This is a genomic window from Streptomyces sp. NBC_00647 (assembly GCF_045207245.1).
Lineage (GTDB): Bacteria > Actinomycetota > Actinomycetes > Streptomycetales > Streptomycetaceae > Streptomyces.
In genome coordinates this window covers 5,180,376-5,200,232 of record NZ_CP109040.1, presented here as the reverse complement: position 1 = coordinate 5,200,232, position 19,857 = coordinate 5,180,376, and the positions used below count along the sequence as shown (strand labels likewise).

Genomic DNA, 19,857 nt, shown 5'->3' with positions numbered 1-19,857 from the left:
GGATCGCCCACGCTCGCCATCGTGTTGGACGGACTCAGCACGGCGGGGCTTTCCACGGGATGCCAACACGGCGTTCCTTGGTATGTGGCCCAGCTCGGGGGACACCTGCTTGCGAGTCTCGCGGACTCGCAACGTGCGCTCTCTGACGGTTTGGCCGACGCTCTTGAACGAGTGGCAGGGATGCATCCTCAATGCGATCTCAAGAATCCGGGTACACCGTCCGCCACGGTCGCGGTTCTGCGGCAGCGAACGGACGCCTTTGACCATCTGGTTCTCGCCGATTCGCCCATCGTCTTCGAAGATGCCACGGGTTACTCAGTGATCACCGATCTTCGGGTGGATGAGATCTTGCCGGAGTTGAGGACCGAGACCGAGCGTCACGAGACACACACGCCCGAGCACAGAGAGGCGGTGCAAGCACTTGTGACGGCCCAGCGTCAGGTGCGCAACACGCCCGAGGGCTACTGGGTTGCGGCGGCCGGCCAGGATGCAGCGGAGCACGCTTTGACGGGTACGACGGCACTGGAGGGCCTGCGCGCCGCCGCAGTGATGTCCGACGGGGTATCGAGGCTTGTCACCGAGTACGAGATGGCGACTTGGGCCGATGCCTTTGCAGCGCTGCGGCGCGGGGGGCCCCGGGAACTGATCGAGCGGGTGCGTGAAGTTGAAGCGACGGACCCGACGGGACGCCGATGGCCTCGCTACAAGTCCGGCGATGATGCAGCCGTTGCGTTCTGTCAGTGGTGATCTGACCAGGGGAAGAGCCGCTTGCGCTGACATCAACTGCTGACATCAACAGCCACGTACAACGGCGGACAGTCGCGCACTCGCGTGTCGCTGGAATAGCCCAGTGACGCTGCGGAATTGCTGATCCACAGGGCGCGCCGCGAGAGGGAACGCGCCTACGGATCAGAAGGTTGCAGGTTCGAATCCTGCCGAGTGCACACAGATCAAAAGCCCCGCCGGGTGAACCGGCGGGGCTTTTGACATCAATGGGTGCCGTCAGCGCACCCCGGGAACGCTCGGTGTTTGTGTCCGATTCCGAGCGCTCGGGGCCGTCCCTGGACAGGGCAGGCCCCGGATGGCCGGCTCAGCCGCCGAGCATGCCGTTGGGCAGGATCGAGCTGACGATGCCCGAGGGATTGGCCAGGAGCTGGTTCACGACTCCCGAGGGATTGGTCAGGAGCTGGTTCACGACTCCCGAGGCATTGCTGAGGGGAGCCGGGACCACCCCAAGGGGGTCCGGAGTGTCGGCGGCTTGGGCGCCGGCGACGCCCATGGTGAGGAGTCCCGCTGTGAGCGCGACGACTGTCGTTGTGCGAACTGCGGTCCGCCAAACGGCGGTGGGGGTGGTCATCCGTCCTCCACGTAGTTGCGGTTCACGGGCGGAGCGTGTCCGCCCGGCCTGATCAACCCGACAACTGTGCAGCGAGCCGAGGGTTACTCCGGACTCCGGACTCCGCCCTGTGCGGCCGAACGATTCGCCGTCCGTGAGTGCCTGAGGCTAGGCGTGGCTGTCCGCATCCCAGACCTCGGCACGGTGAGCGTTCCTGCTGGTCAGGTGGGTTGTCAGCGCGAGGCTCTACTGTCGTCGTGTGCGGCAGGCATGGACGTGTTCGGGGTTGCGGTGGTCGGGGGACGGGCCCGTGCTCGTGTGGGGCGGGGGGCGGGGGAGTCCGCTGGCACGGGGGAAGCGGGTGGCGTTCGGCGTGGTGGACGGGGGTGTGCGGACGTGCGTCGGGGCCCGGGGCAACGCGTGTCCCGTGCGAGCCCCCGTGTCGCCGCGCGGTACGGGCGCGCGGTGTGAGGAGTGCGCACGCCTCGACCGGGCGCACTCCGTGGCCGCCGACACGATGGCGGACGATCCGCGGCCGTACCACGTGTATCTCGCGTGGTTCGGGCCCGGCATGGTGAAGGTGGGGATCACAGGGGTCGAGCGGGGTTCCGCGCGCCTCCTGGAGCAGGGTGCCGTCACCTTCAGCTGGCTGGGGCAGGGGCCGTTGATGGCGGCGCGCAGGACCGAGGAGCTGTTGCGGGCCGCGCTCAAGGTGCCGGACCGGATCCCGTACGCCGACAAACGGGCGGTGCGGGCGGAGCTGCCGGGGCCCGGGGAGCGCATCGCCGAGATCCGGGAGCTGCACGCGCTCGCCGGACGGCTCCACGGCTGGCCGGAGTCGCTGCGGCGCGAGCCCTTCGTACCCGTCGACCACACGGACGTGTTCGGGCTCGCCGGACTCCCGCCCGCACGGGGAGTCGTGAGCGAACTGGTCGCGGGAGGGGTGATCAACGGTGAGCTGTGCGGTGCCGCGGGTCCTGACCTCCATCTCGTCACCGGGCGGGGAGTCGTCGTTCTCGACACACGGTTGATGACGGGGTGGGATCTGGCCGGGGCCGGGGCCGGGGCCGGGGCCGGGGCTGGGGCGGGGGATGGAGGCTTCGGGATCTCCTTTCCTGTACGGGAGTTGAGGGTCGCGGACCTCGGTGTCCAGGACGGGCTCTTCTGAGCGGGCCGTGTGAAGGGGTGGGGTGCGCGGTGGAATGGTCAAGACTTGGATCCCTTTGGGATCCCGTTCGGAAAGGTGCTGGACGACCGGGGACGCCCGGACGGAGAGTGGCGGACATGAGCGACCACGATCACGCGCCTGTCGCAGCCCACGAGCCGCCCTACTACGTCGCCGTGTTCACCTCCGTACGGACGGAGGACGACGCCGGGTACGGGGAGACCGCCGAACGGATGGAGGAACTGGTGCAGCAGATCCCGGGCTACCTGGGAATGGATCACGCGCGGACCCCGGGCGGACTGGCCATCACCGTCGGGTACTTCCGGGACGAGGACGCCATCAAGCAGTGGAGTGCGCACGCCGAGCACCGGGCGGCACAGCGGCGCGGCCGGACCGAGTGGTACGAGCGGTACACCCTGCACGTCGCCAAGGTCGAGCGGAGCCATGGGTTCGAGCGTGCCCGCGGCTGAGCGGGAGGGCGCGGCCGGCGCCGGGAAGGTGCCGGGCGAGGTGTCCGGGGCGGTTCCGGGCGAAGGGCCCGTGCCGACTCCGGGCGAGGCGTCGGAGGTCCGGGGCTTCTGGGAGGGGCTCGGACTGCCCGGACTCGTCGACGTCCACACGCACTTCATGCCCGAGCGGGTGCTGCGCAAGGTCTGGGACTACTTCGACGGGCTCGGTGAGCTCACCGGCGGCGTCGAGTGGCCGATCACCTATCGCGCCGACGAGGACGAACGGCTCGCGCTGATCAGGGAGTTCGGGGTACGCGCCTTCACGGCGATGGTGTACCCGCACAAGGCGGGCATGGCCGAGTGGCTCAACTCCTGGGCCGTCGACTTCGCCCGTCGGACCCCGGACTGCCTGCACACCTCCACCCTCTTGCCCGAGCCGGGCGTCGAGCGGTACGTGCGCGACGCGGTGGAGGCGGGTGCGCGCGTCTTCAAGGCGCATGTGCAGGTGGGGGCGTACGACCCGGGGGACGAACTCCTCGATCCGGCCTGGGGATTGCTCGCCGAGGCGGGTGTTCCCGTCGTGATCCACTGCGGATCGGGGCCCTCGCCCGGCAAGCACACCGGGCCGGGCCCGGTCGCGGCGGTCCTCGGCCGGCATCCCCGGCTGCGGCTCGTGTTCGCGCACATGGGGATGCCCGAGTACGCGGACTTCCTCGGGCTCGCCGAGCGGTACGACGAGGTGCGGCTCGACACGACCATGGCGTTCACGGACTTCAGCGAGCGGCTGGCGCCGTTTCCGCCGGAGCTGCTGCCCCGGCTCGCGGACCTCGGGGACCGGGTGCTCCTCGGCACCGACTTCCCGAACATCCCGTACCCGTACGTCCACCAGCTGCGCGCGCTGGAACGGCTCGGGCTGGGGGACGACTGGCTGCGGGCGGTCTGCCACGAGAACGGCGCACGCCTCTTCGGTCTCGGCTGACGTCGACGGGGCGGGCGGGGCCCTGGTCCGGGGCCCCGCCGGGAACCGCGTGATCTTCCCAGGAGTTCCCTGAGAGGCACCTGTGTGTTTCTCAGGAAAATCACAGGTTGCCGAAAGGATGCTCTCAGCGGCGCCCACCAAGGTGTCCGCTATGACCACGACCTCGCCCCAGGGGCGCACCGAACTGCTGAGGCCGGACGGGAGCCCCGTCCGGGTGCTTGTGGTGGACGACGAGCTGTCGATCACCGAGCTGCTGTCCATGGCCCTTCGCTACGAGGGCTGGCAGATCCGCAGCGCGGGTGACGGGACGGGTGCGGTGCAGACCGCGCGCGAGTTCCGGCCCGACGCCGTTGTCCTCGACATGATGCTGCCGGACATGGACGGGCTGACGGTCCTCGGCCGGCTCCGCCGGGAGCTGCCCGATGTCCCGGTGCTGTTCCTGACGGCCAAGGACGCGGTCGAGGACCGGATCGCGGGGCTCACGGCCGGGGGCGACGACTACGTCACCAAGCCGTTCAGCCTCGAGGAGGTCGTGGCCCGCCTGCGCGGTCTCATCCGGCGCTCGGGTGCCGCCGACCGGCGGTCCGAGTCCGTGCTCGTCGTCGGAGACCTCACCTTGGACGAGGACAGTCACGAGGTGTCGCGGGGCGGTGACAACATCCACCTGACCGCGACGGAGTTCGAGCTGCTGCGCTTCCTGATGCGCAATCCGCGCCGGGTGCTGAGCAAGGCGCAGATACTCGACCGTGTGTGGTCGTACGACTTCGGCGGGCAGGCCAATGTGGTCGAGCTCTACATCTCGTATCTGCGCCGCAAGATCGACGCCGGGCGTGAGCCGATGATCCACACCCGGCGTGGGGCCGGATATCTGATCAAGCCCGCCGTGTCATGAGCGGACGACGACGGACGCGAGCGCAGAAGAGGCGAGGACGACAGCCGCGCACCCTGCGGACGCGGCTCGTCGTCTCGGCGGTCGCGCTCATCGCCGTGGTCTGTGCCGTGATCGGCACGGTGACGACCATCGCGCTGGACCAGCATCTCTACAAACAGCTGAAAGACCAGGTCACCGACGCCGGCCAGCGACTCTCGGGTCCCCCCTCGAACCTGCGGGGCGCGAACCCGGGCGACGGAAGTCAGGATCCCAGCAAGCCGAACGCCGACGGGGCGCCGAACTCCGCCGATGATTCCTCCGCCGAGGACCGGCTCGACATTTTCGTCACCAGGGGTCCGACGCAGACGAAGACCATAGCGGCCGAACTCGGCACCGACGGCGGCGTCGACAAGGCGGTCGTCGCCGCGGAGGAGTCCAGCAACAGCGCCGGATTCCAGCGGATGAAGGCCGTCGCGCTCACCGCCGGACAGAAGGCCGTGCTCGCCTCCGTCGCCAAGGACGGCAAGCCGCACACCGTGGACGTCCCGGGCCTGAGCGAGTACTACGTCATGTACGTGACCGGCGGTCACGGCAGCTTCTACGTCGGTCTGCCCACCGAGTCCGTCACGAACACCATCAACACCCTCATCCTCGTCGAGGTGAGTGTCACCGGTGCCGGTCTCATCGCCGCCGGAATCGCGGGCAGTGTCATCGTCGGCCTGGCCCTGCGCCCCCTGCGCAAGGTCGCCGCCACCGCCACCCGCGTCTCCGAACTCCCCCTGCACACGGGTGAGGTCACCCTCTACGAGCGTGTCCCGGAGTCCGAGTCCGATCCGCACACCGAGGTCGGGCAGGTCGGGGCGGCTCTCAACCGCATGCTCGACCACATCCACGGCGCGCTGCACGCGCGGCAGCAGAGCGAGATGCGCGTACGGCAGTTCGTCGCGGACGCCAGTCATGAGCTGCGGACGCCGCTGGCCTCCATCCGCGGGTACGCCGAGCTGACCAGACGGGGCAGGGAAGAGACCGGTCCCGACACCCGGCACGCGCTCGGCCGGATCGAGTCCGAGGCCGGGCGCATGACCCTGCTCGTGGAGGATCTGCTGCTGCTCGCGCGGCTCGACGCCGGGCGGCCGTTGCAGCACGAGCAGACCGACCTCGTACCCCTGGTGATCGACGCCGTCAGCGACGCGCGCGCCGCCGGGCGGGGTCACAACTGGCGGCTCGAACTGCCCGAGGAGCCCGCGCTGGTGTCGGCGGACGCCGCGCGCCTGCAGCAGGTCATGGTCAATCTCTTCGCGAACGCCCGCACCCACACTCCACCGGGGACGACCGTCACCGCGCGGGTGCACCGGCACGGGCCGTGGCTGTGCGTGGACGTCCAGGACGACGGACCCGGCATTCCGGCCGACCTGCTGCCGCGCGTCTTCGAGCGGTTCGCGCGAGGCGACTCGTCGCGTTCCCGGTCCTCCGGCTCGACCGGTCTCGGGCTCGCCATCGTGCAGGCCGTCGCGGCCGCGCACGGGGGCGCGGTGACCGTGGACAGCGTGCCCGGCAGGACCGTGTTCACCCTGCATCTGCCCGCGCTCGCCCTCGAAACATCGTGGCAACCGCACTCACAGGCACAGCACAGCGCCACCACATGGGTGCAACAGGGGGCTTGACGAGAGTCGTTCCCATGCGAACCGACTCTTCTCCCGGCAACCTGCCGGCGCGGGAGCACCTCCCGGCCGGAGACGCCGGTACGCCTGTCCTGGACGTAGTGATCCCCGTCTACAACGAGGAGAAGGACCTCCAGCCCTGTGTGCTCAGACTCCACGAGCACCTCAAGCGCACGTTCCCGTACGCGTTCCGCATCACGGTCGCGGACAACGCTTCGACGGACACCACCCCTCAGGTGGCGGCGCGGCTGGCGGCACAGATCCCGGAGGTCACGTCCTTCCGGCTGGAGCAGAAAGGCCGCGGCCGGGCGCTGCGGACCGTGTGGTCGGCGTCCGACGCGCCGGTTCTCGCGTACATGGACGTGGACCTGTCCACCGATCTGAACGCGCTGCTGCCGCTGGTGGCCCCGCTGATCTCCGGTCACTCGGACCTCGCGATCGGCTCGCGGCTGTCCCGCTCCTCGCGCGTGGTGCGCGGTGCCAAGCGGGAGTTCATCAGCCGCACGTACAACCTGATCCTGCGCGGCTCGCTCCAGGCCCGCTTCTCGGACGCGCAGTGCGGCTTCAAGGCGATCCGCCGTGATGTCGCCCAGGTGCTGCTGCCCCTGATCGAGGACACCGGCTGGTTCTTCGACACCGAGATGCTGGTGCTGGCCGAGCGGGCCGGGCTGCGCATCCACGAGGTTCCGGTCGACTGGGTCGACGACCCGGACTCGACCGTCCACATCGTCAGGACCGCGACGGACGACCTCAAGGGGGTGTGGCGGGTGGGACGCGCTCTCGCCACCGGTTCGCTGTCGCTCGACCGGCTCGCCCGGCCCTTCGGGGACGACCCGCGCGACCGCGAACTGACCGACGTGCCCAAGGGGCTGGCCCGTCAGCTCGTCGGCTTCTGCGTCGTGGGAGGCCTCTCCACGCTCTTCTATCTGCTGCTCTACAGCGGCTTCCGCTCCTTCTCGGGGTCGCAGGTCGCCAACGCGCTCGCGCTGCTCGTGTCGGCGGTCGCCAACACGGCGGCCAACCGGCGGCTGACGTTCGGTGTACGCGGCCGGGGCGGCGCCGTCCGGCACCAGGCGCAGGGCCTGGTCGTCTTCGCCATCGGGCTGACCCTGACCAGCGGCTCCCTCGCCGCCCTGAACGCGGCGACGAGCGATCCCTCGCACTCCACCGAGCTGGCGGTGCTCATCGCCGCCAACCTCGCGGCGACCGTGCTGCGCTTCCTGCTCTTCCGCGCCTGGGTCTTCCCGGACCGCCAGGGCGAGTCACCGTCGCCGTCCCCGGTGGTGGCCTCGCACCAGCCGGGCCCGCCGGTCCACCCGACGGGCGTACGGCACGGCGTGGACGCGCGTGCCCCGCTGCCGCAGCGCCCGACGGCGCCCTCGTCCTCGTACGACACGGCCCAGTTCCGCGCCGGTGAAGCCGCGGACCGCACCTGGGGGGATTCGACCATGCAGTTGCAGGCGGTGCGCCCGCACGATCACGATCCGAGGAACGCGCGATGACGACACAGCCCGATACGAGTACCGACACGAGTACGAGCCGTCCGGGGGGCGTGAGTCCCGCCGTCGGCGCCGGCTCCACGACGGGCGCCCAGGTTTCCGGAAGCTCCGGTCACTCCTGGGGGCCGCCCGCCTCGACGCTCCCCCCGGAGCCGGCCCCGCCCGCGGCGGCGCCCGGGTCCGGTGAGCCCCAGGAGCCGTTCTTCCGGCGGGCCTGGAGAGGCCGGCCCGAGGACCCGCGCTGGGCGCGCCCCGCTCTGCTCGGGCTGCTGCTCGTCACCGCGGTGCTGTACCTGTACGACCTGAGCGCCTCCGGGTACGCCAACTCCTTCTACTCCGCGGCCGTGCAGGCCGGCAGCCAGAGCTGGAAGGCCTTCTTCTTCGGCTCGCTCGACTCGGCCAACGCCATCACCGTCGACAAGCCCCCGGCCTCGCTGTGGCCGATGGCCCTGTCGGTACGGATCTTCGGACTCAGCTCCTGGGCGATCCTCGTTCCCGAGGTGCTGATGGGTGTCGCCACGGTCGGCGTCCTGTACGCGGCCGTGCGCCGCAGGTTCAGCCCGGCGGCAGGTCTGATCGCGGGCGCGGTGTTCGCGCTCACTCCCGTCGCCGCGCTGATGTTCCGGTTCAACAACCCGGACGCGATGCTCGCGCTGCTCATGACCGTCACGGTCTACTGCGTGATCCGCGGCCTGGAGGACGGCCGGACGAAGTGGCTGGTCTGGGCGGGCGTCGCGGTCGGCTTCGCCTTCCTCGCCAAGACGCTGCAGGCTTTCCTGATCCTTCCGCCGCTGGCCGTGCTGTACGCGGTCTGCGCGCCGGTGAGGCTGCGGAAGCGGTTCGCGCAGCTGGGCCTCTCGGCGGTCGCGATGATCGTCGCCGGAGGCTGGTGGGTCGCGATCGTCGAACTGTGGCCCGCGTCCTCCCGCCCGTACATCGGCGGCTCGCAGAACAACTCGTTCCTGGAGCTGACGTTCGGCTACAACGGCCTCGGCCGTATCAACGGCGACGAGACCGGCAGCGTCGGTGGCGGTGGCGGCGGCGGTGGCACCGGGCAGTGGGGTGAGACCGGCTGGAACCGGATGTTCAACTCCGAGATCGGCAGCCAGATCTCGTGGCTGCTCCCGGCGGCCCTGATCCTGCTGGTGGCCGGCATCGTCCTCACCCGGAAGGCGAAGCGGACCGACCTGGCCCGTGGCTCCTTCCTGGCCTGGGGCGGCGCGCTGCTCATGACCACGCTCGTCTTCAGCTACATGGCCGGCATCTTCCACCAGTACTACACGGTGGCCCTGGCCCCCTACATCGCCGCCGTGATCGGTATGGGAGCGACGGTGCTGTGGGAGGAGCGGGGCAAGGTGTGGGCGTCGCTCACGCTCGCCGGTGCGGTCACCGCGTCCGCGGCCTGGGGGTACGTCCTCCTCAACCGCACCTCCGACTATCTGCCGTGGCTCAAGTGGCTGGTCCTCGTCGGTGGTCTGGCCGGCGCGCTCGGCCTGATCTTCGCGGGCCGGCTGGGCCGCCGACTGGCCCTCGCGGCCGTCGCGCTGAGCTTCGTGTCCGCGGTCGCGGGTCCGACGGCGTACACGCTCTCCACGGTGAACACCGGACACACCGGCTCCATCGTGACGGCCGGTCCGTCCGGGGCGAGCATGATGGGCGGCGGTCCGGGCGGCGGTGGCGGTGGCATGCGGGGCGGCTTTCCCGGCGGCGGCCAGAACCAGCAGAACGGCAACGGCACCCCGCAGAACGGGCAGCAGGGCGGCGGCATGGGCCAGCCCCCGACGGGTGGCACCGGCGGCTTCCCCGGCCAGAACCAGCAGGGCAACGGCAACACCCAGGGCCAGAACCAGCAGGGCGGCATGCCCGGCGGCGGTACGGGTGACGGCGGTATGGGCGGTGGCGGCGGCGGTGTCGGAGGACTGCTGAACGGCGCGACCGTCAGCTCCAAGGCCAAGACGCTGCTGTCGAAGGACGCGGACCACTACACCTGGGCGGCGGCGGCCGTCGGCTCCCAGAACTCCGCGAGCTACCAACTGGCCACCGGCAAGCCGGTGATGGCCATCGGCGGCTTCAACGGAACCGACCCGTCCCCGACCCTGGCCCAGTTCAAGAAGTACGTGACGGACGGCAAGATCCACTACTTCATCTCGGGCGGCGGCATGGGTGGTGGCGGAAACTCCGCCACGACCTCCAGCTCCTCGCAGATCAGCTCGTGGGTCACGGCCAACTTCAAGAAGGTGATTGTGGGTTCGGCCACCTTCTACGACCTGACGCAGCCGACGAGCGGCAACTGACCGGCGCTGGTCCGCAGGGTCCGTAGGCGGGCGATGGCCCGGCAGGCGCGCGGTGGTCCGGCGGGTGGGTGCCGGCCCGGCGAGTGGGCGGTGGCCCGGCGAGTGGGCGGTGGCCCGGAGCGAGAGTGCTCCGGGCCACCGCCCTTTCGTTTCTCGTGGTGCGGGGGGCCGCCGTCGGCCGTCGCCGGAGAATCCGCGTTGTACGCCGTATGGGAGCTGTTCTGCGGTGTACAGCATGGCAATTCCGACCACCCCCCAAGGGCACTCCCAGCGCTGGCTGATCCTGTGGCCAACCCCGCCATGGCGCACGCGATCATGAGCGCGATTCCGCGGGAGAAGGCCGGCGTGGGCGCGGGGATCAACGGCACGCTCGCCGAGTTCGGGAACGGACCGGGGGTCGCGGTGCTCGGCGCGGTGCTCAACTCGCGGTTCGCGGCGCTGATTCCGGTGACGGCGGGCTCGCTGCCCGCGGCGCTCGCCTCCGCAGGATCGGCGAAGGAGCGGGGCCGGATCACCGACACGTTCTCGTCGGGGCTGGAGACCAGCCAGTTGGTGGGCGCCGTCGCGGTGCTGCTCGGCGGACTCCTGGCGGCGGCGTTGCTGCGGCGGGCGGAGAGGGCAGACTCCGCGGTGGCGGTCTCCGTGTGAGGGGCACGTGGGGTCCGCGGGGCCGTTCTTCGCGGAGCGCCCGCCTAGCATCATGAAGGAGGGCGGACCGGGGAGTTCCGGCCCGCTCCGGGTTCGAGTTCCGAGGAAGGTGCGCCATGGTGAGGGCAGCCGACAGGGCCGAGCGGCCGGCGCGGACCAGTGTCTGGCTGGAGGGCAAGGCACCCCGGGGCGGAGCGGCCCGGGGTGGCGGCCAGCCGTCCGGGCTCGACCGGGAGCGGATCACCGAGGCCACCGTGCGGTTGCTGGACGCGGAGGGCCTGGCGAAGTTCTCCATGCGGCGGCTCGCGGCGGAGCTGAACGTCACGGCGATGTCCGTGTACTGGTACGTCGACACCAAGGACGATCTGCTGGAGCTCGCGCTCGACGCGGTGTTCGGCGAACTGGCGCTGCCGGACGCCGAGTCGGGGGAGGGCTGGCGGGATCAGCTGCGGGCGCTGGCTGTGGGGTACCGGGCGCTGCTGGTGCGCCACCCGTGGGTGTCGCCGCTCATCGGGAACTTCCTGAACATCGGGCCCCATTCCATGGCGTTCTCGCTGAGCATGCAGGAGGTGATCCGGAACACCGGGCTGCCGCCGCACGGGCAGATGGGGGCGATGTCGGCGGTGTTCCAGTTCGTGTACGGCTTCGGGACGATCGAGGGGCACTTCGTGCAGCGGTGCGCCTCGGCGGGGATGTCGCAGGACGAGTACTTCCGGCAGGCCATGAGCACCATCAGCGAACAGCCGCAGTTCGCGGCGAACGTCGAGAGTGCGGCGGATCTCATGGAGGCGCGGGGCGGGGACACCGTCTCGGAGATGCGGGAGCGGGACTTCTCGTTCGCGCTGGAGATGCTGGTCGCGGGGATCGAGGCGATGGTGGCACGGGGCTGAGCCCCGTGCCGGGTCCGGCCTGTGCGGCTCCCGCGTGCGGGTGCGGGTGCCGCTTCGTCGTGGGTCGGGGCCGTGCAAGATCCAGCCCCTCCGGCGTTTGAGGGGCGGGGTCTGGGGCGGAGCCCCGGGTACGGGACGGGTAGGGGCGGAGGGGGCGAAGAAAGGGCTTGGCTCGGTCGGGCTAGTCCTGGGGGGCCAGGTGGGCCGGGAAGCCGCCGGTCGCGATCGGGCCCCAGCGGGTCGGGGTGATGCGGATGATCGACTTGGCCTGCTTGCGCATGGCTTCCCGGTACTCGTCCCAGTCGGGGTGCTCACCGGCGATGTTCCGGTAGTACTCGACGAGGGGCTCGACGGAGTCGGGGGAGTCGAGGACCTCGGCGGTGCCGTCGATCTGGACCCAGGGGCCGTTCCACTCGTCGCTGAGGACGATGAGGCTGACCCGGTCGTCCCGCTTGGCGTTACGCGTCTTGGCGCGCTCGGGGTACGTCGAGACGACGACGCGCCCCGAGTCGTCGACACCACAGGTGAGCGGGGAACCCTGGGGGCCGCCGTCGGCACGGCGGGTGAGCAGGACGGCCCGGTGCCGGGGGCGCACGAAGTCCAGCAACTCGTCCAGGGAGACAGAGGTGTTCGTCGCGATGTTGGGTGCCATGCGATCAGCCTAGGCCGCGTGCCCCGGAGTCGCCCGCGGGCTGAGCCGGTGGGCGGCACCGGACCCGATCGGAGCAGCTAAAGTGCTGTTCGTCCTGTGCTCGCAGTCAGGAATGTGCTGCGGAGCTCTCCTGCGCATGGCCGTACGGCCATGCATGCCGAAGAGGTTCGTGGTGGCTGCGTCCGAGTTTTCTGAATTGCCCCGTTGTGCTACGGGTTTCGAGCTGGCCGATGCCCTGATGATCGCCGCGCAGCAGTTGCACGAGACGGATGGTCCCCGCAACACCCTGCGCACCGCCGTCCGGCTGGCCGTGCACATCCTGCCCGGTGCCGAGCACGCCGGGATCTCCGTCATCGAGCGCAACGCCCACCGGCAGACCCTGGCCTGGACGGACGAGGTCGTCCGGTCCGCCGACGCCCTGACGGCGGACCGTGAGCACCCCCCGTACTGGAGCCGGCTCTGGACGGCGCCGGTGGCCCGGATCGAGGACAGTTCCTCGGCCGAGGCGGACGGGGAACTCGGGCTGTCGGGCCTCGGGCTGAGATCGGTGCTGTCGTTGCGGCTGCGGGTCGACCAGCGCCGGCTCACCGTCCTGACGGCGTACGCGCGCAAGCCCCGCGTCTTCGACGAGTCGGCCACCCGGATCGGGCGGCTGTTCACCGCGCATGTCAGCATCGCGCTGGACTCGGTGACGATGCGCGAACAGCTCACCGAGGCGATGCGCACCCGGGATCTGATCGGGCAGGCCACGGGCATCCTCATGGAGCGGCTCGACATCGACGCGTCCGAGGCCTTCGACAGCCTTGTGCGGACCTCCCAGCGGGAGAACATCAAGCTCCGAGACCTGGCCCGGCGGATCGTGGACGCCAGTGAGGGCGAGTAGCCGGGTGAGGCGCGTTCACGCCGCCGGCAGCGTGTCTCCCTGCACCGCCTGGATGTCCAGCTCCACCTTCAGGGTCGTACCGATGGCGGAGATACCCGCCTGGACGATCTGGTTGTAGTGCATGGCGAAGTCCTCGCGGTGGAGTTCGGCGGTCGCGCGGAACGCGGCCCGGGTGCCTCCCCAGGGGTCGGCGCCGGTACCGAGGTGGGTGAGGTGCAGGTCGACGGGACGTACGACGCCGTGCAGGGTGAGTTCGCCGTGCACGGTCCAGCGGTCGGAGCCGGCCGGTGTCAGGCCCGTCGAACGGTAGGTGATCCGCGGGTACTTCTCGATGTCCAGGAAGTCCGGCGACTTCAGGTGGGTGTCGCGCATGCCGTTGCCGGTGTCGATCGAGGCGGCCGTGATCGTCGCCTCGACGCGGGACGCGGCCACCTTGTCGGGGGCGATCTCGATACGGCCCGCGAAGTCCGTGAAGCGGCCGTGCACGCTGGAGATGCCCAGGTGCTGGGCGACCACGCCGATCGAGGAGTGCGCCGGGTCGATGGTCCACGGTCCCGGCGGGGGCAGCTCGGTGCCGCCCCGGCGGGCCAGCGTCACCTGGCCGACCTCGGCACGGCCTGCCGCCGTGACGATCGCTCCGGCCGCGGCGGGCGCGTAGCCGAGAGCGGTCACGATCACCGTGTAGGCGCCGGGCTCGAGGCTCGTGGTGTCGTGCACGGCTCCGTCGGTGTCCGCCTCGGCCCGCAGCACCTGCGCGCCGGTCGTGTCGGTCACCGTGACGACCGCGTGCGACACGGCCCAGCCGTCCCGCGTACGGATCTTCGCGGTCAGTCCCATGGCAGTAACTCCTTGCGATGCGGCAATGAAAACCGGCCCGTGGGGGGCGCGCCTCCGCTCAGAGCGCGCGCATCCCCACGGGCCGGGGCTCGGACTACTCGCCGGGGTGGGCGAGTTCGATCTCGTGGTCGTCCACGCCACGGCCGCCGACGGTCAGCGCGGTCGCCACCGGCGGATAGCCCGCCGCGATGACGGTGTACTCGCCGCCGTCCAGGTCGGTGAAGGCGTAGGCGCCGTCGACGCCGGTCCTGGCCGTGCCGACCACGTTGCCGGCCGCGTCCACGAGCGTCACGCGGGCGTCCGACAGGGGGCCGTGCGGCGCCCGTACGACACCCTGGACCTGGGCGCCCGAGTCGAGGTCGACCTCGATCCGGGTGACCCCGGTGCCGCCGACCTCGACGGGCAGCGCCCGCGGCCGGTGACCCGCGGCGTTCACCGCGACCGTCACGACGCCCGGCACCAGCTCGGCGAAGGCGAACTCGCCCTGCTCACCGGTGGTTCCGGAGGCCAGCACATCACCGCGGACGTCGGTCACGATCACCATCGCGTCCTTGACCGGGTCACCGCCCTCGGCCGTCCGGACGACACCGCTCAGCCCGCTGGTGCCGCTCAGCAGGATGTCGTACGCGAGCGGCTCGTCGTTCACGACGATCGTCGAGGCCTGCGGCTGGAAACCGTCGGCGGAGGCGATCAGGACGTAGGAGCCCACACCGGGCGCGTCCACGGCGTAGGAACCGTCGGCCTGCGCGACCGAGCGGCCGAGCTGCCGTCCCGCCGGTGAGATCAGCGTGACCGCGGCCTGCGGCACGGGCGCGCTCTCGGCGCCACGGACCTGGCCGTGCACCGTGATGCCGCCGGACGCGGGCTGCTGGGTGCCCTCCCTCGTCGCGGTGGCGACGGCGGCGAGCCGCTGCGTGCCCTCGGGGGCCGCCTCGGTGGTGTCGACGGCCGGGGCGAGGGCCGCGGTGGCCGCGGCCTCGACGGCTTCGGCGACGGGAGCCTCGGTGACCGGTTCCCCGGACTTCTCCGCGGCGGCCTGCGCCATCGCGCCGGACGTCCGCAGCGGGACCTCCTTGATGAACAGCACGATGAGGAAGGCGATCAGCGCCATGCCCGCGGCGATCAGGAAGACGTCCGCGATGCCGTGGCCGTACGCGCTCTCCATCACGGTGCGCAGTGGCGCGGGCAGCTTGTCCATGTCCGGGATGCTGGAGCTGGAGTCCGAACCCGAGCCCAGGGAGGCGTACTTGGGGCCGAGGTCGGTCAGCCCGTCCTTCACGTAGTCGGTGATCCGGTTGGCCATGACCGCGCCGAGCGCGGAGACACCGATCGCACCGCCGAGGGAACGGAAGAACGTCACCGTGGAACTGGCCGAGCCGAGGTCGGCCGGAGCCACCTGGTTCTGCGTGGAGAGCACCAGGTTCTGCATCATCATGCCGATGCCGAGGCCCAGCAGCGCCATGAAGATCGCGATGTGCCAGTAGGCCGTGTCGTAGCGGATCGTGCCGAGCAGGCCGAGGCCCGCGGTGACCAGGAAGCCGCCGCTGACCAGCCAGTACTTCCACCGTCCGGTCTTGGTGATGACCTGGCCGGAGACCGTGGAGGAGATGAACAGGCCGGCGATCATCGGGATGGTCATGACGCCCGACATCGTCGGGGACTTGTCCCGAGCCAGCTGGAAGTACTGGCTGAAGAAGACCGTGCCGGTGAACATCGCGACGCCCACGAAGAGCGAGGCGAGGGAGGAGAGGGTGATGGTGCGGTTGCGGAACAGCCGCAGCGGGATGATCGGCTCGCTGGCCCTGGACTCGACCAGCACGAACAGCGCACCGAGGACGATCGCGCCGGCGACCATCGTGTACGTCTGCCACGAGACCCAGTCGTACTTGTCACCCGCGAAGGTGACCCAGAGCAGCAGCAGGGAGACCGCGGCGGAGATGAAGAACGCGCCGGCCCAGTCGACCTTCACGTCCCGCTTCACGACGGGCAGGTGCAGGGTCTTCTGGAGCACGATCAGCGCGATGACCGCGAACGGCACACCGACGTAGAAGCACCAGCGCCAGCCGAGCCAGCTCGTGTCGGTGATGACACCGCCGAGCAGCGGACCGCCGACGGTTGCGACGGCGAACGTCGCGCCCAGGTAGCCGGAGTAGCGACCGCGCTCGCGCGGGGAGATCATCGCGGCCATCACGATCTGCGCCAGGGCGGACAGACCGCCGACGCCGATGCCCTGGACCACGCGGCAGGCGATGAGCATGCCGGGGTTCTGGGACAGCCCGGCGGCGGCCGATCCCAGCACGTAGACGATGAGAGCTATCTGTACGAGCGCCTTCTTGCTGTACAGATCGGAGAGCTTGCCCCACAGGGGCGTGGTCGCGGTCATGGCCAGCAGTGAGGCCGTGACGACCCAGGTGTAGGCGGACTGGCCGCCGCCCAGGTCGCCGATGATCTCGGGGAGCGCGTTGGTGACGATCGTCGACGACAGGATCGCGACGAACATGCCGAGCAGCAGCCCGGAGAGCGCTTCCATGATCTGCCGGTGCGTCATCGGAGCGCCGTCGGCGGCGCCTCCGTGCTTGGCGTGAGAGCCCCGCACACCGGCTGGTGTGGTCGTTGCCATGGGGTTCCTTTTCTTACGTACTTACGCGGGTGTACGGGTGGTCAGTTCTGATACGTCTGTCGCATACGGGGGAGGGGGCGCGGGCGTCCGCTGCGTGGAGCGGCAGTCGCCGAAGCTCTCGCGCAGCCGGCCCATCAGCTCGATGAGCAGTCCGACCTCGTCGTCGGACCAATGGCTCAGCCGGTCGGCGAGCAGCCGCGATGTGCGCAGGGAGAGCTCGTCGAGCTGCTCCTGGCCGGCGTCGGTGAGACGCAGGATGCGTGAGCGCTTGTCGGCCGGGTCGGGGGACCGTTCTATCCAGCCCCGGTCGGCGACATGCGCGACATGGCGGCTGGTCACCGACATGTCCACGGACAGCAGCTCCGCGAGCCTGCTCATCCGCATCTCGCCGTACCGGCCGAGCAGGGTGAGCACGGCGGCGGAGCCTCCGGGGCAGTCGGGCGGCAGGATCCGTCCCATGTCCCTCTTCACGGCACCGATGGCACTGAGGCGGCGAGCCAATTCCTCGTACTGCGCCTGCTCTGCCATCGCACCCCCTGTATTCGTTGCTTGGGGCAACCATAAAAGCAGTTGGTTGCTGCAGGCAAACGAGTTCGGTGCTTCAGGGATAAAAACTTGGCAAAGGCAAGCATTGGCGAATGTAAACACGCAGGTGGGAGTCGGTGGCCGGCCCTTCGCTCGTCGGGTGGTGCACCCGGTCCGGGTGGACGCGCCATCCGGCGAGGTCCGGTTCCGGGGCGCGGCCGACAGGAGGGGCCGGCCGGGGGGCTCGCGAGGTTCACCGGGTGAGAGGCCAGGGCGGGCGGTGTGACGGGCGGGCGCCGGTGTGAAGGCGCCTCGCGGTCGGAGTGAAGGCGCGTCGTGAGCCGCGTGAAGGCACGTCGTGATCGGCGTGAAGCGGAACCCTGCACTTGGGCAGTCCCCGCGTATTCGCTAGGGTCCTGCCCTATGGCAAACACCCAGGGCCCCGAGGGCAACTACGACCCCGCGGGCAGCACCCAGATGTTCCGTGCGTTCGTCGACGAGGCCCCCCAGGGCCGGCAGCAGCAGGCGGCGGCCGCTCCCGCGGGTCCCCGCGTGGGTCTGATCGTCGGCGTCGTCCTCGCCGTCGTGGTCGTCGTCGCGGTGGCCTGGCTCGCGCTCAAGTAACCGAGCGGGGCCGCGCCCTACTTCCACCGGCCGCGCCCTACTTCCACCGGACGGACACGTCCCGCGTCTCGATGTGCATGCCCAGCGGCACGCGCCACGCGTCGACGCACACCGTCCAGGTCCTGCTCTTCCTCGCGCCGGCGGCGATCGGCGCGGGAAGGGTCTCGGTCGACCCGATCGTCGCCCAGTCGATCCCGAGCGACCCGATGATGTGCGTCCCGAACGTCACCGTGCCCGAACGCACCGTTGTACCACCGGTGTTGCGGAAGGAGACGGTCACCTTCTCGCACCACCGATGATCGGCGGCCGCGCGCGAGGTGTCGCTCACGCCGAGTACGGCGGGCCCGGCGCTCGCCGTGGCCCCGGGCGCGGGCGGCGCGGAGGAATGCCCCGAACTCCCGTCCGTCCGGCCGGAGTCGCCGCCGGACGCGGAGGACCCGCCACCGGAGGCTGACGAGGACCCGCCGGCGCCGCCGGTCCCCGTCCCTTCCGTACCGCCGTCGTCGGCCCCTGAACCGCCCGCGCCTCCCGGACCACCGCTGGGCGCGTCCGGGCTCCCCGGGCCACCGTCGCCGTCGGCCGGGAGCGAGCCCGGATCGCCGGTGACCGCCGTGCCGGTGTCGGAACTCCCCTTGTTCTCGGCGGCGTTGGAGCCGTCCGCGGCCGTGCCGCGCAGCGGTACCAGGGACACCTCGCCCGAAGGCGCCACCGCGGCCCCTGACGCCCGCGGAGATCCACCCGCGGCCCCGACGGCGACATAGCCGCCGCCGCTCCCGTCGCCGCCGCACGCGGCCAGTGTTCCGCCCAGACACAGCACGGCCGCCGAGGCACCCACCAGGGCACCTCGGCGACCGCGTATCGACTCGTGACGCATCGCGCCAGTGTGGCTGACGATCCGTCAATTATGAACCCCGCGTGGGGTGGTCAGTCGGAGATGAGGCCTTCCCGCAGCTGGGCCAGGGTGCGGGTGAGGAGGCGGGAGACGTGCATCTGCGAGATGCCGACCTCCTCGCCGATCTGCGACTGGGTCATGTTCGCGAAGAAGCGGAGCATGATGATCCGGCGCTCGCGGGGCGGCAGCTTGGCGAGCAGCGGCTTGAGCGACTCGCGGTACTCCACGCCCTCCAGGGCGGTGTCCTCGTAGCCGAGGCGGTCCGCGAGGGAGCCCTCGCCGCCGTCGTCCTCCGGGGCGGGTGAGTCGAGCGACGACGCCGTGTACGCGTTGCCGACGGCGAGGCCGTCGACCACGTCCTCCTCGGACACCCCGAGAACGGCGGCGAGTTCGGCGACCGTCGGCGAACGGTCGAGCTTCTGCGAGAGCTCGTCGCTGGCCTTGGTGAGAGCGAGCCGCAGCTCCTGGAGGCGCCGCGGAACGCGGACGGACCAGGACGTGTCACGGAAGAACCGCTTGATCTCGCCGACGACCGTCGGCATCGCGAAGGTCGGGAACTCGACGCCGCGTTCGCAGTCGAAGCGGTCGATCGCCTTGATCAGGCCGATGGTGCCGACCTGGACGATGTCTTCCATCGGTTCGTTGCGGGAGCGGAAGCGGGCCGCCGCGTACCGGACGAGCGGGAGGTTGAGCTCGATGAGCGTGTCCCGGACGTAGGCACGCTCCGGGCTGTTCTCGGCGAGTGCGGCGAGCCGCAGGAAGAGGGAGCGGGACAGGGTCCGGGTGTCGATGGCGCCCGAGGACTCGGGGACCAGAACGGCTTCCGGGGCCTCGGCGGCAGGGACATCGTGAAGCGCGGCGTGCGCCTCGGGCGCTGTGTCGCTCTTCGTGAGCGTGAGCACCTTCGAGCTGCCCTGATCTGCGGACATGCCACCCCCTTTGGGTCGCGGACGGTCGCGGCAATCGCTCCCGTCGGAGGAACGCAGCCTCCACCTGAATACCGGAGGCGAGGCCGCGGCAAACGCGCTTCCG

18 protein-coding genes and 1 pseudogene are annotated in these 19,857 nt (G+C 70.6%); 12 read left to right on the top strand and 7 right to left on the bottom strand.

What is annotated here, in order from left to right:
- Positions 1–21: 21 nt before the first annotated feature.
- Positions 22–747 (top strand): hypothetical protein, encoded by a 726-nt coding sequence (locus OG788_RS22805; RefSeq protein WP_406373078.1) that lies wholly within the window; start codon positions 22–24, stop codon positions 745–747.
- A gap of 343 nt (positions 748–1,090) precedes the next feature.
- Here the strand turns inward: OG788_RS22805 and OG788_RS22800 are convergent, their stop codons facing one another.
- Positions 1,091–1,357 carry a hypothetical protein gene (locus OG788_RS22800; RefSeq protein WP_406373076.1) on the bottom strand — a complete coding sequence of 89 codons (267 nt, stop codon included), beginning with the start codon at positions 1,355–1,357 and terminating at the stop codon, positions 1,091–1,093.
- A 238-nt stretch (positions 1,358–1,595) separates the two neighbouring features.
- Here OG788_RS22800 and OG788_RS22795 point away from each other — a divergent pair, with 238 nt between their 5' ends.
- From OG788_RS22795 to OG788_RS22755, 9 genes and pseudogenes are all read left to right on the top strand, one after another.
- On the top strand, positions 1,596–2,504 hold the full coding sequence (locus OG788_RS22795; protein ID WP_406373074.1) for a DUF2797 domain-containing protein: 909 nt from the start codon (positions 1,596–1,598) through the stop codon (positions 2,502–2,504).
- 116 nt (positions 2,505–2,620) lie between these two features.
- A complete protein-coding gene (locus OG788_RS22790) occupies positions 2,621–2,971 on the top strand; it encodes an antibiotic biosynthesis monooxygenase family protein (protein WP_406373073.1) in 351 nt (116 codons plus the stop codon).
- Entirely contained in the window at positions 2,946–3,929 is a 984-nt protein-coding gene (locus OG788_RS22785; protein ID WP_406373071.1) for an amidohydrolase family protein, read from the top strand. Before OG788_RS22790 ends, OG788_RS22785 begins: the two co-directional genes overlap by 26 nt.
- Positions 3,930–4,080: 151 nt before the next feature.
- A complete protein-coding gene (locus OG788_RS22780; protein ID WP_261703843.1) occupies positions 4,081–4,821 on the top strand; it encodes a response regulator transcription factor in 741 nt (246 codons plus the stop codon).
- On the top strand, positions 4,818–6,464 hold the full coding sequence (locus OG788_RS22775) for a sensor histidine kinase (protein ID WP_406373069.1): 1,647 nt from the start codon (positions 4,818–4,820) through the stop codon (positions 6,462–6,464). The genes OG788_RS22780 and OG788_RS22775 overlap by 4 nt, the downstream gene beginning before the upstream one ends.
- 14 nt (positions 6,465–6,478) lie before the next feature.
- Positions 6,479–7,963 (top strand): glycosyltransferase, encoded by a 1,485-nt coding sequence (locus tag OG788_RS22770; RefSeq protein ID WP_406373067.1) that lies wholly within the window; start codon positions 6,479–6,481, stop codon positions 7,961–7,963.
- Positions 7,960–10,254, top strand: coding sequence for a glycosyltransferase family 39 protein (locus OG788_RS22765; RefSeq protein WP_406373065.1), 2,295 nt, complete (start codon positions 7,960–7,962; stop codon positions 10,252–10,254). Before OG788_RS22770 ends, OG788_RS22765 begins: the two co-directional genes overlap by 4 nt.
- A gap of 285 nt (positions 10,255–10,539) precedes the next feature.
- Positions 10,540–10,902: pseudogene (locus OG788_RS22760) on the top strand (MFS transporter); the annotation flags it as partial.
- Positions 10,903–11,018: 116 nt separating this feature from the next.
- Positions 11,019–11,792, top strand: coding sequence for a TetR/AcrR family transcriptional regulator (locus tag OG788_RS22755; RefSeq protein ID WP_351551581.1), 774 nt, complete (start codon positions 11,019–11,021; stop codon positions 11,790–11,792).
- 181 nt (positions 11,793–11,973) lie between these two features.
- Here OG788_RS22755 and OG788_RS22750 read toward each other — a convergent pair whose 3' ends face one another.
- Entirely contained in the window at positions 11,974–12,444 is a 471-nt protein-coding gene (locus OG788_RS22750; protein WP_351551584.1) for a PPOX class F420-dependent oxidoreductase, read from the bottom strand.
- Positions 12,445–12,598: 154 nt separating this feature from the next.
- On the opposite strand from OG788_RS22750, the gene OG788_RS22745 reads away from it, so the two are divergent.
- A complete protein-coding gene (locus OG788_RS22745) occupies positions 12,599–13,327 on the top strand; it encodes a GAF and ANTAR domain-containing protein (protein WP_406376818.1) in 729 nt (242 codons plus the stop codon).
- 15 nt (positions 13,328–13,342) lie between these two features.
- Here the strand turns inward: OG788_RS22745 and OG788_RS22740 are convergent, their stop codons facing one another.
- From OG788_RS22740 to OG788_RS22730, 3 genes are all read right to left on the bottom strand, one after another.
- Complete coding sequence (locus OG788_RS22740) at positions 13,343–14,164, bottom strand: YceI family protein (RefSeq protein WP_406373064.1); 822 nt, start codon at positions 14,162–14,164, stop codon at positions 13,343–13,345.
- A 94-nt stretch (positions 14,165–14,258) separates the two neighbouring features.
- Positions 14,259–16,784 carry an MFS transporter gene (locus OG788_RS22735; RefSeq protein WP_406373062.1) on the bottom strand — a complete coding sequence of 842 codons (2,526 nt, stop codon included), beginning with the start codon at positions 16,782–16,784 and terminating at the stop codon, positions 14,259–14,261.
- Positions 16,785–16,805: 21 nt separating this feature from the next.
- A complete protein-coding gene (locus tag OG788_RS22730) occupies positions 16,806–17,312 on the bottom strand; it encodes a MarR family transcriptional regulator (protein ID WP_351551593.1) in 507 nt (168 codons plus the stop codon).
- A gap of 420 nt (positions 17,313–17,732) precedes the next feature.
- On the opposite strand from OG788_RS22730, the gene OG788_RS22725 reads away from it, so the two are divergent.
- A complete protein-coding gene (locus OG788_RS22725) occupies positions 17,733–17,933 on the top strand; it encodes a hypothetical protein (RefSeq protein WP_351551595.1) in 201 nt (66 codons plus the stop codon).
- Between the two features lie 37 nt (positions 17,934–17,970).
- Here the strand turns inward: OG788_RS22725 and OG788_RS22720 are convergent, their stop codons facing one another.
- On the bottom strand, positions 17,971–18,807 hold the full coding sequence (locus OG788_RS22720; RefSeq protein ID WP_406373060.1) for a hypothetical protein: 837 nt from the start codon (positions 18,805–18,807) through the stop codon (positions 17,971–17,973).
- A 50-nt stretch (positions 18,808–18,857) separates the two neighbouring features.
- The gene (locus OG788_RS22715) at positions 18,858–19,754 is read right to left on the bottom strand and encodes an RNA polymerase sigma factor SigF (RefSeq protein WP_406373058.1); all 897 of its coding nucleotides are present in this window, start codon (positions 19,752–19,754) and stop codon (positions 18,858–18,860) included.
- Positions 19,755–19,857 lie beyond the last annotated feature (103 nt).

What these genes read in the sequence shown, in the direction of transcription:
- OG788_RS22755 (WP_351551581.1), top strand. Translation starts at nt 11,019, where the DNA reads ATGGTGAGGGCAGCCGACAGGGCCGAGCGGCCGGCGCGGACCAGTGTC.
- OG788_RS22735 (WP_406373062.1), bottom strand. Translation starts at nt 16,784, where the DNA reads ATGGCAACGACCACACCAGCCGGTGTGCGGGGCTCTCACGCCAAGCAC.
- OG788_RS22775 (WP_406373069.1), top strand. Translation starts at nt 4,818, where the DNA reads ATGAGCGGACGACGACGGACGCGAGCGCAGAAGAGGCGAGGACGACAG.
- OG788_RS22780 (WP_261703843.1), top strand. Translation starts at nt 4,081, where the DNA reads ATGACCACGACCTCGCCCCAGGGGCGCACCGAACTGCTGAGGCCGGAC.
- OG788_RS22765 (WP_406373065.1), top strand. Translation starts at nt 7,960, where the DNA reads ATGACGACACAGCCCGATACGAGTACCGACACGAGTACGAGCCGTCCG.
- OG788_RS22730 (WP_351551593.1), bottom strand. Translation starts at nt 17,312, where the DNA reads ATGGCAGAGCAGGCGCAGTACGAGGAATTGGCTCGCCGCCTCAGTGCC.
- OG788_RS22720 (WP_406373060.1), bottom strand. Translation starts at nt 18,807, where the DNA reads ATGCGTCACGAGTCGATACGCGGTCGCCGAGGTGCCCTGGTGGGTGCC.
- OG788_RS22715 (WP_406373058.1), bottom strand. Translation starts at nt 19,754, where the DNA reads ATGTCCGCAGATCAGGGCAGCTCGAAGGTGCTCACGCTCACGAAGAGC.
- OG788_RS22790 (WP_406373073.1), top strand. Translation starts at nt 2,621, where the DNA reads ATGAGCGACCACGATCACGCGCCTGTCGCAGCCCACGAGCCGCCCTAC.
- OG788_RS22800 (WP_406373076.1), bottom strand. Translation starts at nt 1,357, where the DNA reads ATGACCACCCCCACCGCCGTTTGGCGGACCGCAGTTCGCACAACGACA.
- OG788_RS22745 (WP_406376818.1), top strand. Translation starts at nt 12,599, where the DNA reads ATGCCGAAGAGGTTCGTGGTGGCTGCGTCCGAGTTTTCTGAATTGCCC.
- OG788_RS22770 (WP_406373067.1), top strand. Translation starts at nt 6,479, where the DNA reads ATGCGAACCGACTCTTCTCCCGGCAACCTGCCGGCGCGGGAGCACCTC.
- OG788_RS22725 (WP_351551595.1), top strand. Translation starts at nt 17,733, where the DNA reads ATGGCAAACACCCAGGGCCCCGAGGGCAACTACGACCCCGCGGGCAGC.
- OG788_RS22750 (WP_351551584.1), bottom strand. Translation starts at nt 12,444, where the DNA reads ATGGCACCCAACATCGCGACGAACACCTCTGTCTCCCTGGACGAGTTG.
- OG788_RS22740 (WP_406373064.1), bottom strand. Translation starts at nt 14,164, where the DNA reads ATGGGACTGACCGCGAAGATCCGTACGCGGGACGGCTGGGCCGTGTCG.
- OG788_RS22785 (WP_406373071.1), top strand. Translation starts at nt 2,946, where the DNA reads ATGGGTTCGAGCGTGCCCGCGGCTGAGCGGGAGGGCGCGGCCGGCGCC.